Annotated in this window: 10 protein-coding genes; 9 read left to right on the plus strand and 1 reads right to left on the minus strand. The window is 70.8% G+C overall.

The window, feature by feature from the left end:
- The first annotated feature begins 113 nt into the window (after positions 1–113).
- The 7 genes from F4X11_13150 (at position 114) to F4X11_13180 (ending at position 13,333) form a co-directional block, all read left to right on the plus strand.
- Positions 114–2,309 (plus strand): carboxypeptidase regulatory-like domain-containing protein, encoded by a 2,196-nt coding sequence (locus tag F4X11_13150; GenBank protein ID MYN65960.1) that lies wholly within the window; start codon positions 114–116, stop codon positions 2,307–2,309.
- 154 nt (positions 2,310–2,463) lie between these two features.
- Positions 2,464–3,954, plus strand: coding sequence for a hypothetical protein (locus F4X11_13155; protein ID MYN65961.1), 1,491 nt, complete (start codon positions 2,464–2,466; stop codon positions 3,952–3,954).
- A gap of 29 nt (positions 3,955–3,983) precedes the next feature.
- Entirely contained in the window at positions 3,984–6,431 is a 2,448-nt protein-coding gene (locus F4X11_13160; GenBank protein ID MYN65962.1) for a DUF1592 domain-containing protein, read from the plus strand.
- Positions 6,428–7,786 (plus strand): DUF1552 domain-containing protein, encoded by a 1,359-nt coding sequence (locus F4X11_13165; GenBank protein ID MYN65963.1) that lies wholly within the window; start codon positions 6,428–6,430, stop codon positions 7,784–7,786. The genes F4X11_13160 and F4X11_13165 overlap by 4 nt, the downstream gene beginning before the upstream one ends.
- 59 nt (positions 7,787–7,845) lie before the next feature.
- Entirely contained in the window at positions 7,846–10,341 is a 2,496-nt protein-coding gene (locus F4X11_13170) for a DUF1592 domain-containing protein (protein MYN65964.1), read from the plus strand.
- A gap of 45 nt (positions 10,342–10,386) precedes the next feature.
- Positions 10,387–11,733 carry a DUF1552 domain-containing protein gene (locus F4X11_13175; protein ID MYN65965.1) on the plus strand — a complete coding sequence of 449 codons (1,347 nt, stop codon included), beginning with the start codon at positions 10,387–10,389 and terminating at the stop codon, positions 11,731–11,733.
- The gene (locus tag F4X11_13180) at positions 11,693–13,333 is read left to right on the plus strand and encodes a hypothetical protein (GenBank protein ID MYN65966.1); all 1,641 of its coding nucleotides are present in this window, start codon (positions 11,693–11,695) and stop codon (positions 13,331–13,333) included. The genes F4X11_13175 and F4X11_13180 overlap by 41 nt, the downstream gene beginning before the upstream one ends.
- Positions 13,334–13,348: 15 nt before the next feature.
- Here the strand turns inward: F4X11_13180 and F4X11_13185 are convergent, their stop codons facing one another.
- A complete protein-coding gene (locus F4X11_13185) occupies positions 13,349–13,561 on the minus strand; it encodes a hypothetical protein (protein MYN65967.1) in 213 nt (70 codons plus the stop codon).
- A 25-nt stretch (positions 13,562–13,586) separates the two neighbouring features.
- Here F4X11_13185 and F4X11_13190 point away from each other — a divergent pair, with 25 nt between their 5' ends.
- Positions 13,587–15,425: a PQQ-binding-like beta-propeller repeat protein gene (locus F4X11_13190; GenBank protein MYN65968.1), complete on the plus strand. Its 1,839-nt coding sequence runs from the start codon at positions 13,587–13,589 to the stop codon at positions 15,423–15,425.
- A gap of 166 nt (positions 15,426–15,591) precedes the next feature.
- A complete protein-coding gene (locus F4X11_13195; GenBank protein ID MYN65969.1) occupies positions 15,592–16,620 on the plus strand; it encodes a sel1 repeat family protein in 1,029 nt (342 codons plus the stop codon).
- Positions 16,621–16,670: the final 50 nt, after the last annotated feature.

Here is a 16,670-nt window from a genome sequence, read left to right on the forward strand (position 1 = left end):
GTGATTTAGGGGTTGTCCGCCCGGCCGCCAGACTGCACAATAGCGCTGGGAGTCTGCGCGGCCGAAGTGTGTCGACGCAGGCGGTGCTGTTCCGGCGGACGCAGGAGGACGACATGAGCACGAAGCGGCGCATGATCGGCGGGTATGCGGCGGCGGCGTTCCTGGCGGCGGCTCTCGCGGTGCTCGGCCCTCCCGTGGCGGCCCAGGACGACGACATCAGCGGCGTCGTGACCAGCGCGGCGGGTCCCGAGGCGGGTGTCTGGGTCATCGCCGAGACGCAGGATTTCGAAACCGGCTTCCGGAAGATCGTCGTGACCGACGACGACGGGCGCTTTCTGGTGCCGGACCTTCCGGACGCCGCCTATGAAGTGTGGGTGCGCGGCTACGGCCTGGCCGATTCGGAGAGGACTTCCGCACGGCCCGGCGATGATCTCGCCCTGACCGCCACCGTGGCCTCGTCGCCGCACGAGGCGGCGGAGATCTATCCGGCCAACTACTGGTACTCGCTGCTCGAGGTGCCGCCGGCGAGCGACTTTCCGGGCACGGGCCCGCGCGGCAACGGCATCGGCACCGCCATGCGGACGCAGGCCGACTGGGTCGACCGCCTGAAGGACGGCTGCCAGCTCTGCCACCAGCTCGGGAACAAGGCGACGCGCGAGATGCCGATGCTCGATCTGGACGACTTCGACTCGGCCGAAGACGCGTGGGAGTACCGCATCCGGGCCGGCGGAGCGGGACCGGCGATGGCGGTCGAGATCAACCGCATGGGCCGGCCGCGCGCACTCCAGTTGTACGCCGACTGGAGCGACCGGATCGCCGCCGGCGAGCTGCCGCCGGTGCCGCCGCGGCCGCAGGGGCGCGAGCGCAACCTCGTCCTCAGCATGTGGAAGTGGGGCCATCCGCGCGGCATGGTCCACGACGAGATCACCACCGACAAGCGCAACCCGACGCTCAACGCGAACGGACCGATCTACGGGGTCGGCGGGGCGGGTCTCGTCATCACCGATCCGCGCACCCACACGTCGGTCCGCATGGACCTGCCGACCCGCATCGAGCGGCCGAGAAGCAACGTCTCCTATCAGGGATCCTCAACGGCGATCCCGTCGCTCTACTGGGCCGGTGAGCCGCCTGCCGGCCTGCAGAGCCGCAGCGCCCACAACCCGATGCTCGACGACAAGGGGCGCCTCTGGATCACGCAGGCGGTCCGGCCGAACGACGTGCCCGACTGGTGCCTGGAGGGCTCGGATCACCCGTTCGCGCAGTACTACCCGATCCAGCACCGCGCCGAGTCGCGCCAGGTGTCCTACTACGACCCGGAGACCGGCGAGTTCGAGTTGATCGACACCTGCTACTTCACGCACCACCTGCAGTTCGCCGACGACGCGGACGACACGCTCTGGCTGAGCGGCTCGACCGAGGCGATCGGGTGGCTGAACACGCGGCTCTACGACGAGACCGGGGACGAGCGGGCGTCGCAGGGCTGGTGCCCGACCGTCATCGACACCAATGGCGACGGCCGTATCACGAAGCCGTGGAACGAGCCGGACTACAACGGCGACGTCGAGATCGACCCGTCGCGCGACACCCGCATCGGGAGCCTCGACAAGTTCAAGCGCGCCTACGGGGTGATACCGCATCCGGACGGATCGGTCTGGATCACGCGGCGCTTCGACGTGCCGGGGCGGCTGGTCCGGCTGGAGCTCGGCGACAATCCGCCCGAGACCTGCATCTCGGAGGTCTACGAACCGCCGTACGATCCCGCCGACCCGAATGGGTGGGGTTACGGCCCGCGCGGCATCGACGTGGACCGCAACGGCGTGATCTGGACGGCGCTCGGCGGCAGCGGCCACCTCGCCAGCTTCGATCGCACCAAGTGCGCGGTCCTGAACGGGCCGGACGCCACCGGGCAGCACTGCCGCGAGGGATGGACGCTGTATCCGACGCCGGGACCGACGTTCAAGGGTTTCGAAGGCTCCGCGAACGCCGACTACCACTACTACAACTGGGTCGATCAGTTCGACACGCTCGGCCTCGGCGCAAACACACCCATTGCGACGGGAACCACGTCGGACGCGCTGCTCGCACTCGATCCGGACAGCGGCGAGTGGGTGATCATGCGCGTGCCGTATCCGCTCGGTTTCTACAGCCGCGGCCTCGACGGCCGGATCGACGATCCGGACGCCGGTTGGAAGGGGCGCGGCGTGTGGTCGAGCTTCAACACCGGATCGCCGTTCCACCTCGAAGGGGGCAAGGGGGCGACGAGCGAGATCGTCCAGTTCCAGATCCGGCCGCATCCGCTGGCGAACTAGACGGTGCGCATGACCCGGGACGGCTGGGAGTCTGCGCCGTAGAACGGTGCAGATTCCTGGTCAGGCCCGATCGGGTGGCAAGCGGAGCCACAAGCGACGATTGTCGGGTCGGGGCGTCGATACGGGTAGGCGCCGCGAACGGCGTCGAGAGGTGATGATGCGAGTCATCGGAAACGCATGCGCACTGGCGTTCGTTCTGGTGCTGTCTGCCGGTAGCGTGTCCGCCGGTGCGAACGAAGGCTTCCTGATCGACGCCGTAAGGGCGCGGGACATGGGGGCGGTCGAGGCACTTCTACGGACGTCGGCCGACGTGAACGCGCCGGCCGCCGACGGGGCGACCGCGCTGCACTGGGCCGCCTACAACGACTCTCTGCCGCTGGCCGATCGACTGCTGCGCGCGGGGGCCGACATCGATGCGGCCAACGACTACGGCGTGACCCCGCTGTCGCTGGCGTGCGACAACGGGTCCGCGCGCATGGTGATGCGCCTGCTCGATGCGGGCGCGGACGCCGACGCGGCCCGCTCGACGGGCGAGACGCCGCTGATGACGTGCGCCCGCACGGGGAACGTCGATGCGGTGCGTGCATTGCTGAACGCCGGCGCCGACCCTTCCGCGGCGGAGACCTGGCAGGGCCAGACGGCGCTGATGTGGGCGGCGGCCGAGGCGCACACGGAGGTCGTGCGGGCGCTGGTCGACAAGGGGGCCGATGTGCATGCGCGCACGGCGGGCGGGTTCACCGCCCTGGCGATCGCGGCTCGCGAGGACGAGCCGGAGCTCGTCGCGTTGCTGCTGCGCGCCGGGGCCGACGTCAACGCGACCGCCCCCGGCGGCGCCACGCCGCTGGTCGTCGCCACGGTTCGCGGACATACCCGGCTGGCGATGTTCCTGCTGGACCAGGGGGCCGACCCGAATGCCGGCGACGCCGGGTACACGCCGCTGCACTGGGCCGCCGGTTCCTGGCATTCGGAGTTGACCGGCAGCCTGCGCGGCATCGAGACGGCGCGCGACGAGGAGTGGCGCTCGCTGAACGGGGTGCGCGACGGCAAGCTGGAGCTGGTCGAGGCGCTGCTGGCGCACGGCGCGGATCCCGACGTGCGGCTGGTCAACCACCCGCCGCAGTTCGGGTTCGCGAGCCAGCGCTTCCGCGTCAGCATCGTCGGGGCCACGCCGTTCCTGCTCGCCGCGATGGACGCCAACGTGGCGGTGATGGACGCGCTGGTCGCGGCCGGCGCCGACACGCGGCTGGCGACCGACGAGGGGACGACGCCGCTGATGGTGGCATCCGGTCTCGGGCGGGTTCCCGCGGAGACGCGGGTGACCGAGCCGGACACGCTCGATGCGGTGCAGTTCGTGCTCGATCTGGGCGCTGACGTGGACGCGACCAATGCGGTCGGCCGCTCGGCGCTGCACGGCGCCGCGCACATCCGCTCGGACGCGGCCGTGCAGCTCCTCGTCGATCACGGGGCGACGGTGCAGGTCGCGGATCAGCGCGGCATCACGCCGTTGATGATCGCCGAGGGGGGTGGGCACATCCTGCTGCCGGGCCTCGGCGGGGGAAGCACCGCCGATCTGCTGCGCGCGCTCGGCAGCGCGGAGACGACCGAGAGCTTCATCGACATCTTCAACGAGGGACCGATTCGGTGACGGCCGGGGGAGTCCGGCAGCGGGAGACGATGATGGCGAGGGCAACCGGGCTGGCCACGGCCTTCGTGACGGGACTCGCGCTCGTCCTGTGTGTCTTCGCCACGCCCGCGGCGGCCCAGGCGCCCCGCGCTGCGGCCTCGCCCGCGCAGCCGGCCGTGCAGGCGCACGGGGCGCCGTCGGCACCCGACGCCGCGACCTGGCGAGCCGTGCTCGACCGCTACTGCGTCACCTGCCACAACCAGCGTCTGCTGACGGGTAACCTCGCCCTCGACGGCGTCGACGTTGCGCACGTCGGTGCGGATGCGGCGGTCTGGGAGAAGGTTCTCCAGAAGCTGCGCACGCAGGCCATGCCGCCCCCGCGCCGGCCGCGGCCCGACGCCGAGACCTACGGCGCGTTCGCGATGTGGCTGGAGTCCGCCCTGGATGGAGCTGCCGCCGACCGGCCGAATCCCGGCCGGCCCACCATCCATCGCCTCAACCGGCTGGAGTACACGAACGCCATTCGGGACCTGCTCGATCTGGAGATCGACACGGCGACGATGCTGCCGGCCGACGACCTGGCCTACGGCTTCGACAACAACGCCGACATCCTGACCGTGGCGCCGGGGCTGCTGGAGCGCTACATGTCGGCGGCGCGCAGGATCGCGCGGCTGGCGGTGGGCGATCCGACCATCGAGGCCGACGCGGTGCGCTACCCGCTGTCGACCCTGCTGGTGCAGGACGATCGCATGAGCGAGGATCTGCCGTTCGGCTCGCGCGGCGGCGCGGCGGTCCGGCACCACTTCCCGCTCGACGGCGAGTACCTCGTCCGCATCGGTCTGCAGGGCGGCGGCCGGCGCGAGCCGCAGGAGATCGATGTGCGGGTGGACGGCGCCCGGCGCGCACTGCTGCGGGTCGGCAGTTGGCCGGAGGGTGCGGATCCCGGTGCGGCGCGCGTGGTGGAGCCCGGCGAGCCTCTACAGGTCCGTTTCCCGGCCCGCGCCGGCACGCATGTGGTGAGCGTGTCGTTCACGAAGCGGACGGCGGTGACCGAGGGGATGGCGCCGAGCCGGTTGCCGATCTGGACGTTCTCGACCGGCCGCGGATACGTCCAGCGGATGGCGCTCGAGAGCGTGGAGATCGAGGGTCCCTTCAGCCCCGACACGCTCGGCCGCGGCACCGGCGGCGACGGCGAGGCGGCCAGCCGGCGGCGCATCTTCGTCTGCCGGCCCGCGACGGCCGAGGAGGAAGGGCCGTGCGCCGACGAGATCCTGGGGACGCTGGCGCGGCGGGCGTTCCGCCGGCCGGTCGACGAGATCGATCTCGAGGTGCTGCGCGGCTTCTATGCTGAGGGCCGCGACGAGGGCAACTTCGACGCCGGCATCCAGCGGGCGCTCGAGAGCATGCTGGTCGATCCCGAATTCCTGTTCCGCATCGAGCGCGACCCGGCGGGGATCGACCCTGTCACACCCTACCGCCTGACAGACGTCGAGCTGGCGTCGCGGCTGTCGTTCTTCCTCTGGAGCAGCATCCCCGACGACGAGCTCCTGGATGCCGCGGAGACGGGAACCCTCGGGGATCCGGATGTGCTCGAGCGGCAGGTGCGGCGGATGCTCGCCGACGAGAAGGCGGGCGTGCTGGTGTCGAGCTTCGCCGCGCAGTGGCTGCATCTGCGCCGCATGCGCACGGTGTCCCCGGACGTGAACGCCTTTCCGGGGTTCGACGACAACCTGCGGGACGCGCTGGTGCGCGAGACGGAGCTGTTCGTCGAGAGCCAGATGCGGGACGACCGGAGTGTGGTGGATCTGCTGGACGCCGACTACACCTTCGTCAACGAGCGTCTGGCGCGGCATTACGGGATCCCGAACGTCTACGGATCGCGCTTCCGGCGCATCGACCTGCCGGGTGAGGAGCGGCGCGGCCTGCTCGGCCACGGCAGCGTCCTGACGGTGACGTCGCTGGCGACGCGGACCTCGCCGGTCGTGCGGGGCAAGTGGGTGCTGGAGAACATCCTCGGCACGCCGCCGCCCCCGCCGCCGCCCGACGTGCCGGACCTGCCTGAGCGGGCCGACGACGGTACGATCACGTCCCTGCGAGCGCGGCTCGAGGCGCACCGCGCGAACCCGGTGTGCTCGAACTGCCACGCCCGGATGGACCCGCTCGGCTTCGCCCTCGAGAATTTCGACGCGGTCGGCAAGTGGCGCGACAGCGGCGTCGCCGGCGCCCCGATCGACCCCTCCGGCACGCTCCCCGACGGAACCGCCTTCGACGGTTTTCCGGGCTTGCGGGACATCCTGCTGGAGCGGCGCGAGGAGTTCGTCACCACCGTCACCGAGAAGCTGATGACCTACGCGCTCGGCCGCGGGGTGGAGCATTACGACCGGCCGGCCATCCGCGCGATAGTGCGCGAGGCCGCAACGAACGACTACCGCTGGTCGTCGCTGATTCTCGGCGTCGCCCGGAGCCTCCCGTTCCAGATGAGGAGATCGGACTCATGATCATCACGAAGAAGACGCTGCCCCGGCGCACCGTGCTGCGCGGACTCGGGACGGCGGTGGCGCTGCCGCTGCTCGACGGGATGGTGCCGGCGCTGACCGCGCTGAGCCGGACGGCGGCCCGGCCGAAGCCGCGCCTGGGGTTCGTGTACGTCCCGCACGGCGCCGTGATGCGGAACTGGACCCCACCCACGGAAGGGGCGGGCTTCGATTTCACGCCGATCCTCAAGCCGCTGGAGCCGTTCAGGGATAACCTGCTGGTGCTGTCCAACCTCGATCACGCGCCGGCGGCGCAGATGCCGGGTGACCCGGCCGGGGGGCACGGACGCATCACGGGCGCGTTCCTGACCGGCGTGCACGCGAAGCCGACCGAGGGGGCCGACTTCGAGGCGGGGGTGTCGGTCGACCAGATTGCGGCGGCGAAGCTCGGCCGGCAGACGCAGCTCGCCTCCCTCGAGGTGGGCATCGGGCTGCCGGAGTTCGGCGGCGCCTGCGATGCCGGCTTCAGTTGCGCGTACATCAGCACGCTGTCCTGGAGCACGCCGACGACCCCGCTGCCGATGGAGAGCAACCCGCGCGCGCTGTTCGAGCGGCTCTTCGGGGACGGCACGAGCACCGACCCGGAGGCGCGGCGCGAGCGGATGCGCAAGGACCGCAGCATCCTCGACGCGGTGACCCGCAAGGTGGCCCGGCTGCAGGACGGGCTGGGCGCGGCGGATCGGGCCAAGCTGACCGACTATCTCGCCGCGGTGCGCGATGTCGAGCGCCGCATCCAGCGGGCCGAGGCGGATGCCGACCGCGAGCTGCCGGTGGTGGACCGGCCGTCGGGGAGCATCCCGGCCTCGTTCGACGACTACGTCAAGGTGATGTTCGACCTGCAGGTCCTGGCCTACCAGGCCGATCTGACCCGCGTCATCTCCTTCCTGATGACGCCGGAGCTGACCGCGCAGACCTATCCGCAGATCGGGGTGCCCGATCCGCACCACGCGCTGTCGCACCACGAGAACCGGCCGGAGAGTCTGGAGAAGCTGACGAAGGTCGGCGTCTACCACACGTCGCTGCTCTCCTACTATCTGGACAAGCTGCGGGCGACACCCGACGGCGACGGCACGCTGCTGGATCAGGTGGCGATCCTCTACGGCAGCGGGATGAGCAACAGCAACCTGCACAACATCCAGAAGCTGCCGATCCTGGTCGCGGGCGGCGCGGCCGGTCAGCTCGAGGGGAATCGCCACTTGCGCTACGCCGACGAGACGCCGCTGACGAACCTGTACCTGACGCTGCTCGGCATGATGGACGTGCCGACCGAGAACTTCGGCGACAGCACCGGCGAGTTGCGGTACCTGACGGGCGTCTGAGCTGTCGGACGGGCTCGATCCGTCTGACGGCGATCCGAGGCCGGGCGGAAGCCGGGAGAATGAGGGCGATGCAGCGGGGATTGTGCCGCGGGCTCCTGGGACAGCGGTTTCTCGTCGTGGTCGGGTTGCTGGCTGCCTGCATGGGGCCGGCGACGGCGCGACCCGGCTTCGCGCAGCCCGAGAACGCCGCCGTCCCGGCAGGTGCGTCGGGCGGCGGTGCGGAGGTCGAAGCGGTCCTGAGCCGTTACTGCCAGGCATGCCACAACCGCCGCTCGACGGTCGGCCGCGAGACCGGGCTGGCGTTCGACGCGCTCGACGTCGGCGAGATCGCCGGCGACGCGGAGCGCTGGGAGCACGTCGTCCGGCGGCTTCGCAACGGTTCGATGCCCCCGGCGGGCCGGCCGCGGCCGAACCCGCAGGCCTACGACCGGGTCGCGACCTGGCTGGAGACCCGGCTCGACGCGGCCGCCGCCGCCAACCCCGATCCGGGCCGGCCGGCCGTTCTCCATCGTCTGAACCGCGCCGAGTACCGCAACGCGGTGCGCGATCTGCTCGCGCTCGATGTCGACGTGTCGTCGCTCCTGCCGCCGGACACGTCCAGCTACGGCTTCGACAACATCGGGGACGTCCTCGGCCTCTCGCCGCTCCTGCTCGAGAGCTATCTCGCCGCCGCGAACCGCATCAGCCGGCTCGCCGTGGCCAGCGATTCCGGCGTTGCCGTGACCGCCGACGTCTACCGCGTATCGACCGAGCTGACCCAGCGCGACCGCCTGGACGGGCTTCCGTTCGGCACGCGCGGGGGCACGCTGGTCGACCACTTCTTTCCGGTCGACGGCGAGTACGAGATCCGGGCGCGCCTCGCCCGCAACGGCGCCTCGGGCAACGGCGGCGACATCGTGGGGTTGAACGAGCCGCACCAGGTGGAGTTCGCGGTCGATGGCGAGCGGGCCGGGCTGCTGACCGTTGGAACGGACCTCTCGACCGGGGATTCCGATTGGGATGCGAGTCCACGGGAGCCGGGTGACGCCAATCTGCGCGTTCGCGTGCCGGTGCAGGCGGGGCCGCGGCGCCTGGCCGTCTCGTTCCTTCGACGCCCCGCGGCGCAGGTCGAGCGCGTGCGCCGCCCGTTCCTGCGCGCGCTGCTGGAGCACGACCGGACGCACGATCTGCCGTACGTCAGCGAGGTGATCGTCACCGGGCCGTACGGTCCGGCCGTGCCGGAGAGCACGCCGAGCCGGGACCGCATCTTCACCTGCCGGCCCGCGACGGCAGGCGCAGCCGAGCGCGCGTGCGCCGAGGAGGTCCTGACGATCCTGGCGCAGCGGGCGTTTCGCCGCCCGGTCGACGCCAACGACCTCGGCGTGCTGCTGCCCTTCTACGAAGCGGGCCGCCGCGAGGGAGGCTTCGAGCGGGGCATCGAGCAGGCGCTGGCCCGGCTCCTGGTCAGCCCGTCGTTCCTCTTCCGGATCGAGCTCGATCCGGTGGACGCAGCGTCCGGCAGGGGATACCCGGTCGAGGATCCGGCGCTCGCTTCCCGGTTGTCGTTCTTTCTCTGGAGCAGCCTGCCCGACGATGAGCTGCTCGACCTCGCCGACCGGGGCGAGCTGAGCGATCCGGACGTGCTGGAGCGGCAGGTGCGGCGCATGCTGGCCGACCCGCGCGCGGACGCGCTGGCGGAGAACTTCGCCGGGCAGTGGCTCTATCTGCGGAACGTGCCGGCGGCGCGGCCGGACTTCCGGCGCTTTCCGAACGTCGACGACAACCTGCGGCACGCGTTCCGCCGCGAGACGGAGCTCCTGTTCCAGAGCATCGTCCGCGAGGACCGCAGCGTCATCGATCTGCTGGCCGCCGACTATACGTTCGTCAACGAGCGCCTGGCGCGGCACTACGACATCCCGCACGTATACGGGGATCATTTCCGGCGCGTCGGCACCGCCGGCCATCCGATGCGGGGCGGGCTGCTGGGGCAGGGCAGCATGCTCACCGTGCAGTCGCTGTCGACCCGCACGTCGCCGGTGAAGCGCGGCATCTGGATTCTCGAGAACATCCTGGGGACGACGCCGCCCGACCCGCCGCCGGACGTGCCGGAGCTGGAGGCCAGCGCGAACGACGGCCGCGAGCTGACGATGCGCGAGGCGATGGAGCGGCACCGCGCGAACCCGACGTGCGCGGCATGCCATCGGCTGATGGACCCGCTGGGGCTGGCGCTGGAGAACTTCGACGCGGTCGGCCGCTGGCGCGAGACGGACGGGTCGGGCGCGCCGCTGGATGTTTCTGGCGCGCTTCCCGACGGCACTCCCTTCACGGGAGTCGCGGCGTTGAAGCAGGCGCTGCTTGCGAATCCGGAGCCGTTCCTGCGGACGCTGACGGAGAAGCTGCTGACCTACGCGCTGGGGCGCGGCCTGGAGTACACCGACGCCCCGGCGGTGCGGCGGATCGTGCGCGAGGCGGCGTCCGGGGAGCATCGTTTCTCGGCGCTGGTGCTCGGCATCGTGAAGAGCGTGCCGTTCCGGCAGCGGCGGTCGGCCGGCGCCGCGCCGGAGACGGTAGACTGACGGATCAACGACAGGTCAGGTTCGGAGAGGAGCGCGGGAGGAATCATGCTGATCACGAAGCGGGCGTTGCCCAGGCGGACGTTTCTCCGAGGCGCCGGCGCCGCGCTGGCGCTGCCGTTGCTGGACGCGATGGTGCCCGCGGCCTCCGCGCTGTCGCGGACCGCGGCCAATCCGGTGCGGCGGCTGGGGTTCGTCTACTTCCCCAACGGCGCGAACATGTTCCAGTGGCAGAGCAAGGGGGAGGGCAAGGCCTTCGAGCTGTCGCCGACCCTGGCCCCGCTGGGCCCCTTCCGCGACGCGGTGACGGTGCTGTCCGGGCTCGACAACGATCCGGCGAATCCGTGGGGCGACGGCATCGGCGACCACCCGCGCGCCGGTTCCTCGTGGCTGAACGCCACGCATCCGCTCAAGAGCGAAGGCCCCGCCGTGCGCGCGGGGACGACCATCGACCAGATCGCCGCGGCCGAGATCGGGCGGGACACCCCGCTCGGTTCGCTGGAGCTCTGCCTGGAGCCGGCCGGCTGGATGGGCACCTGCGGCGGCAGCGGTTACAGTTGCGCCTACACCGACTCGCTCTCCTGGCGGACGCCGAGCACGCCGCTGCCGGCCGAGCACAACCCGCGCAACGTGTTCGATCGGATGTTCGGCGACGGCGCCACGCCGGAAGAGCGCCACGCCCTGCGGAAGCGCAACCGCAGCGTGCTCGACTCGGTAACGGAGGAGATCGCCGGTCTGGAGCTGCAGATCGGTCCGCGGGATCGCGTCCGTCTGACGGAGTACCTGGATGCGGTGCGCGAGATCGAGCGGCGCATCCAGCGCAGCGAGGCGCACAGCGCCGCCATGCCCGACGCCGAGCGCCCGCTCGGGGTGCCGGACGCCACCGGGGCGCACGCCAAGCTGATGTACGACCTGCAGGTGCTGGCGTTCCAGGCCGATCTGACCCGCGTCTTCACGTTCCAGTTGGGACGCGAGACCAGCCAGCGCGCGTTTCCGGAGATCGGCGTGCCGGACCCGCACCACGCCACGTCGCACCACCAGTACGATCCGGAGCGGCTCGCCAAGATCGGCCTCATCGACACCTACCTGGTCCAACTGTTCGCCTACTTCCTCGACCGGCTGCAGTCGACGCCGGATGGAGACGGGACGCTGCTGGACCACGCCATGGTGATGTACGGCGGAGGCATCAGCGACGCCAATCAGCACAGCCACACCGCGTTGCCGCTGCTGGTCGCGGGGCGCGGCGGCGGCAGACTCGCCGGCGGGCAGCACCTGGCATACCCCGCGGGGACGCCGCATGCGAACCTGCTCGTGAGCCTGCTCGACAAGGCCGGCGTGCCGGTCGAGCGTATCGGTGACAGCACCGGGCAGCTTCGCGAGCTGTCCGGCGTGTAGGTGTGCCGTGGAGGAATCCCGCGCAGGCACCGAGAGCGGCGGGACGTCCCGGCATCCGGCGCCCGCCGCGACGGGCGGGCGTCTGGTGAGCGGGTTGCTGGCTCTCGTGCTTTGCACGGGGGCCGGCGCGGCGGCAGCCCAGTCGCCGCTCATCGAGGCGGTGAAGCAGGGCGACGGGGCCGCGGTGCACAGCTTGCTCGAGCGGGGGGCAGCCGTCGACGCGCCCGAGATCGACGGCACCACGGCGCTCCACTGGGCGGTCCACCGCGACGACGGCGACATCGCCGCCCTGCTGATCGACGCCGGGGCGGACGTGACGGCGATCAACCGCTATGGGGTGGCGCCGATCGCGCTGGCCAGCCTCAACGGCAGCGCGCCGATGCTGGCCCGGCTGCTGGCCGCCGGGGCGGACGCGAACCAAGCCCAGCCGGAAGGGGAGACCGCGCTGATGACCGCGGCCCGCACGGGCCAGGTCGAGGCGGTCCGAGTCCTCCTGGATCACGGCGCCGACGTCAACGCGGCCGAGCAGTGGCGCGGCCAGACCGCGCTGATGTGGGCCGCGGCCGAGGGTCACACGGCGGCGGTACGGGAGCTGATTGCCCGCGGCGCGGATGTCCACGCCCGGTCGGGACACGTGGAAGCGGCTGCAACCGGAGAGGTGGCCGGCGGCGATGCCGGCGCGGCGGATGGTGCGGCGGCGCCGCGCGGATTCTCGGCGTTGCTCTTCGCCGTTCAGGGCGGTCATCTCGATGCCGCGGCCGTCCTGGCCGATGCCGGTGCGAATGTCGACGACATGACGCCGGACGGCTCCAGCGCGCTGGTCGTCGCCATCGACAACCGCCACTACGAGCTGGCCGCGTGGCTGCTGGACCGCGGCGCCGATCCGAACGCCGACGGCGTCGGCTGGACCGCGCTCCATACCGCCGTGCTCGCGCACCGTCCGCATTTTCGCGTCGTGCCGGATCCATCCCCCACCGGCAACCTGAGCAGCGGCGCGCTCATCGAGGCGTTGCTGGCCGCCGGGGCCGACCCGAACGCCGCGTCCCGCGAGCGCGTCCGGCTGGCCACGCAGACCTCGCCGCTGTACCCCACGGAGGGAGTGACCCCGTTCCTGCTCGCCGCCATCGCCGCGGACGTGCCGCTCATGCGCCTGCTGCTGTCTCACGGTGCCGATACGAGCGTCACCACGGCGAGCGGATCGACGGCGCTGATGGCGGCTGCAGGGGCCGCGACCTACGCGGGGCAGGGCGCCGGTTCGGAAGCCGATGCGCTCGATGCGGTCACGCTGCTGCTCGACGCCGGCGTTGATGTACATGACGCCGACGAGGCCGGCAACACGGCGCTGCACGGGGCGGCGAACCGGGGCGCCAACGCCGTCATCGAGCTGCTGCTCGCCCACGGTGCCCGCCTGGATGCGGCCAACGGACGGGGCTGGCTGCCGGTGACCATCGCCCAGGGGCCGATAGACACCATCGAGCCGTTTCCCGAGACCTATGCGCTGCTCCGGGAGCGGTCGTTGGCGGCGGGCGTGGACGTGCCCGAGTGTCCAACCTGCGCGCTCGGAATCCTGCACGACGACGCGCTGATTGCCGACCGCTAGCTCTCCAGGGCTTGATCAGTCTCCGTCACGGGTGGGCGCTGCAGGCCGAAGCAGGGCGCCTTCGACGTGTGCGACCCGTTCCGCCAGGCTGGCGACACGCTCGGCCAGGTTCGTGAAGTCGCGGCGCAGGTCCCTGATCTCCTGGCGCATGTCGCGAAGATCCGATCGGAGCCACGCGGCGAGGGCTACGATCAGGGCGGGCGTGAGCCAGGGCACGAAGGCCTCCATATATCGATTCTAGCGTGCGGCTATCATGAGGGCCAGGGAGCGAAAGATGACCTCATTCAATCGTGTGCGTATTCGACCGTTTGCGGCGGTTCTGACCATGGTCGCCTTGATCGCGGGCGCGTCGTCCGCGGCCGGCCAGCAGGGGCGGACAACGACGCGGGGCGAGCTGCCGAACATCACGGCGGGTGGCCAGACCAACTGGACGAGCCACAACCTCGACCTCGACAACAGCCGCTACTCGGCGCTCGACGAGGTCGACACGGACACGATCGGCGGGCTGGCCGAGCGCTGGTCCTACGAGGTGGCGGCCGGCATCGACATCGCCCAGGTAACGCCGCTCGTGATCGACGGCGTGATGTACTTCCACGCCGGGCCCAGCGTGATCGCCATCAATGCGGTTACCGGAGAAGAAGTCTGGAGCCTCGAGCTGAACGAGGCGCGCCGCAACCGGGTTCGCGGACCGACCTATGCGGAAGGGAAGATCTACGCCTACAACGGCCCGAGTCTGGTGGCCGCCGACGCGAAGACGGGTGAGCTCGTCGAGTCGTTCGGCGACGGCGGCGTGCTGCCGGTCGTCGGGCTGGCGCTGCAGACCAGGTATCCCGACACCTATCCGCCGACTCTCGACCCGCACGAGCTGGGCTACCGGATCACGGCCGCACCGGCGTACCACGACGGGACGCTCTACGTCGGGGCCGCGCTATCGGAGGGGCATATCCCGGGCGGCCTGGTGATCGCCACCGACGCCGCGACGGGAGCCATCGAGTGGGTGTTCAACACCATTCCGCAGCGCCCGCAGGACGACGGGTGGGAGATTGCCGCGGACACGTGGGGCGACGGCCAGCGCGCCGGCGGCGGTGTCTGGACGCAGCCGGCCATCGATCTGGACCTCGGGCTCATCTACTTCAACACCGGCAACCCGTCGCCCGACTACGACGGGTCCGCGCGGCCCGGGGCCAACCTGTTCACCAACTCCACCGTGGCCCTCGACCTGGAGACGGGCGCGCTGCGCTGGTACTACCAGGCGATCCACCATGACCTGTGGGACTGGGACCACGTGACGGGACCAGTGCTCTTCGACGTCACGGGCGCCGACGGCGAGACCATCCGCGGCGTCGGCTCGGCCGGCAAGAACTGCCTGCTCTATCTTTGGGACCGCGAGACCGGCGAGCCGATCAACCCGATGGTCGAGACACTGATGCCGACCGAGAGCAACGTACCGGGTGAGGTGGTCTACCCGACGCAGCCGATCCCCTACAACGCGCGCGGCGTGCAGATGACGCCGTTCTGCGCCACCTACGTGCACCTCGACGATCCGGAGCTGCAGGCGCAGAGCCGGCCGATGTACACGCCGTACTCGATCGAGGAGCACCTGATCGTGGCCCACGGCGGATCGAGCTTCGGCTCGCCCGCGTTCAGCCCGCGCACCGGGCTGCTCTACGTCACCGGCAAGAACGCGGCGGTCTCGATGATCGTCCGGCCGCTCGGCGACAGCCTCGAGCCGGGGCCGCACGGCGACGGCCACAGCGCGAACTTCGAGGAGTTGAGCCGCATTCCCGCCTACACGCCCACGACGACCCTGACCGCCTACGAGCCGGCCAGCGGCGAAGAGGCGTGGCAGGCCGTGTTTCCCGCGCTCAGCCCCATCGGGGCGAGCGGCAACCTCGCGACCGCGGGCGACCTCGTGTTCCAGGGGGCGGACGACGGCGCGTTCTACGCCTTCCACGCGGCGACCGGGGAGCAGTTGTTCCGGTATCAGGCGCAGCGTCCGATCCGGTCGAGCCCGATGACCTACCAGGTGAACGGAAAGCAGTACGTGACGGTGATCGCGACCAACACGATCCTGACCTTCGCGCTGCCGTAAGGGGAGTTGGTCGCCTGCGGGCAATCGTTCGATGCCGACGTCGCTCCGGCCACGGGCGAGGAGCCGGGCGGATTTGTCTGTCGTGAACTGACCCCCGTCGCGTGTCTTCCTGACCCTGCGCTGCCATTCTCGGAGTCGGCATCGCGCCGGCAGAAGGCGTGTCACAATGCAGGGAGGTCAGATGAGACGACCATCTCGGCGTTGTTACGGCGTCGCGTCCGTTGCGGTCTGCCTTGTCGTCCTCGGCGTCACGGGCTGTCGCCCTCCGGATTTCGTTCGCGAACTTCTCATTGCCTACCACCAGGAGGGTGTCGTCGCGGAGTTGCGTGAAGGTGCCGAGGCGGGCGACGCCGAGTCGCAATGGAGGCTCGGCCGGATGTACTCAACCGGCATGTGGGTGCCGCGAGACCCTGCCATTGCAATCTCCTGGTATCGCCGCGCTGCCGGTCAGGGGCACGTCGAGGCGCAATTGGACTTGGCGTCGAGCTATCTCTTGGGCGCCGGCGTCGCCGAAAACGAAGCGCAAGCGGCCGTCTGGTACCGCAAGGCGGCCGAGCAGGGGGACGCGTATGCGCAGACCGAGCTCGGCATCCTCTATTCCGAGGGTCGGGGCGTGGACCGAAACGACGTTTCGGCGCACGTGTGGTTCAGCGTCGCCGCGTCGCGGGCCGACGGCGACGTTCGGGAGCGGGCGGCCGGCCTGCGCGACACGGCTGCCGAGCGCATGACCCCCGTGCAACTGGAAGAGGCCGAGCTTCGCGCACAGGAGTGGAACGCGGCGCATCCACTGGTCTCACCGGTGGACGCCTACGAGCTGGTGAGCTCTCGGCTGCGCGAGTCGGTCAAAATCGATTTCTCCGCCGCGTCACGGACGTTGCTAGTGGCGCTTCAGCGGCCGTGCCGCTACTGCGACGACTCGCTGCCGTTCTATCGGCGGCTGCAGGCGCGCGCGGACGGGCGGGACGGGGTGCGGATTGTCGTGGTGGCACCGCCGCGCAACCGCGGGATGGGCGACTACCTGGCGTTGGAGGGCTTCGAGCCGGACGCGGTGGTTTTCGCAGACCCGGAGCGGTTTCCGGCATCGGGCACGCCGACCCTGATGCTGGTGGACACGGAAGGCTCGCTCACGCATTCGTGGATCGGGTTGCTTGATGCCGACCAGGAAGGGGAGGTGCTCAACGTACTCTTCCGGTGACCCGACGGCGAGGCCGGCCGCGCGGCGTCATAGAATGGACGCCGTGACTC

It is taken from the genome of Acidobacteriota bacterium, assembly GCA_009861545.1.
GTDB lineage: Bacteria > Acidobacteriota > Vicinamibacteria > Vicinamibacterales > UBA8438 > WTFV01.

Bases quoted from the DNA above. Each gene is read 5' to 3' on its own strand.
- F4X11_13150 (MYN65960.1), top strand. From the start codon at position 114: ATGAGCACGAAGCGGCGCATGATCGGCGGGTATGCGGCGGCGGCGTTC.
- F4X11_13155 (MYN65961.1), top strand. From the start codon at position 2,464: ATGATGCGAGTCATCGGAAACGCATGCGCACTGGCGTTCGTTCTGGTG.
- F4X11_13160 (MYN65962.1), top strand. From the start codon at position 3,984: ATGATGGCGAGGGCAACCGGGCTGGCCACGGCCTTCGTGACGGGACTC.
- F4X11_13165 (MYN65963.1), top strand. From the start codon at position 6,428: ATGATCATCACGAAGAAGACGCTGCCCCGGCGCACCGTGCTGCGCGGA.
- F4X11_13170 (MYN65964.1), top strand. From the start codon at position 7,846: ATGAGGGCGATGCAGCGGGGATTGTGCCGCGGGCTCCTGGGACAGCGG.
- F4X11_13175 (MYN65965.1), top strand. From the start codon at position 10,387: ATGCTGATCACGAAGCGGGCGTTGCCCAGGCGGACGTTTCTCCGAGGC.
- F4X11_13185 (MYN65967.1), bottom strand. From the start codon at position 13,561: ATGGAGGCCTTCGTGCCCTGGCTCACGCCCGCCCTGATCGTAGCCCTC.
- F4X11_13190 (MYN65968.1), top strand. From the start codon at position 13,587: ATGAGGGCCAGGGAGCGAAAGATGACCTCATTCAATCGTGTGCGTATT.
- F4X11_13195 (MYN65969.1), top strand. From the start codon at position 15,592: ATGCAGGGAGGTCAGATGAGACGACCATCTCGGCGTTGTTACGGCGTC.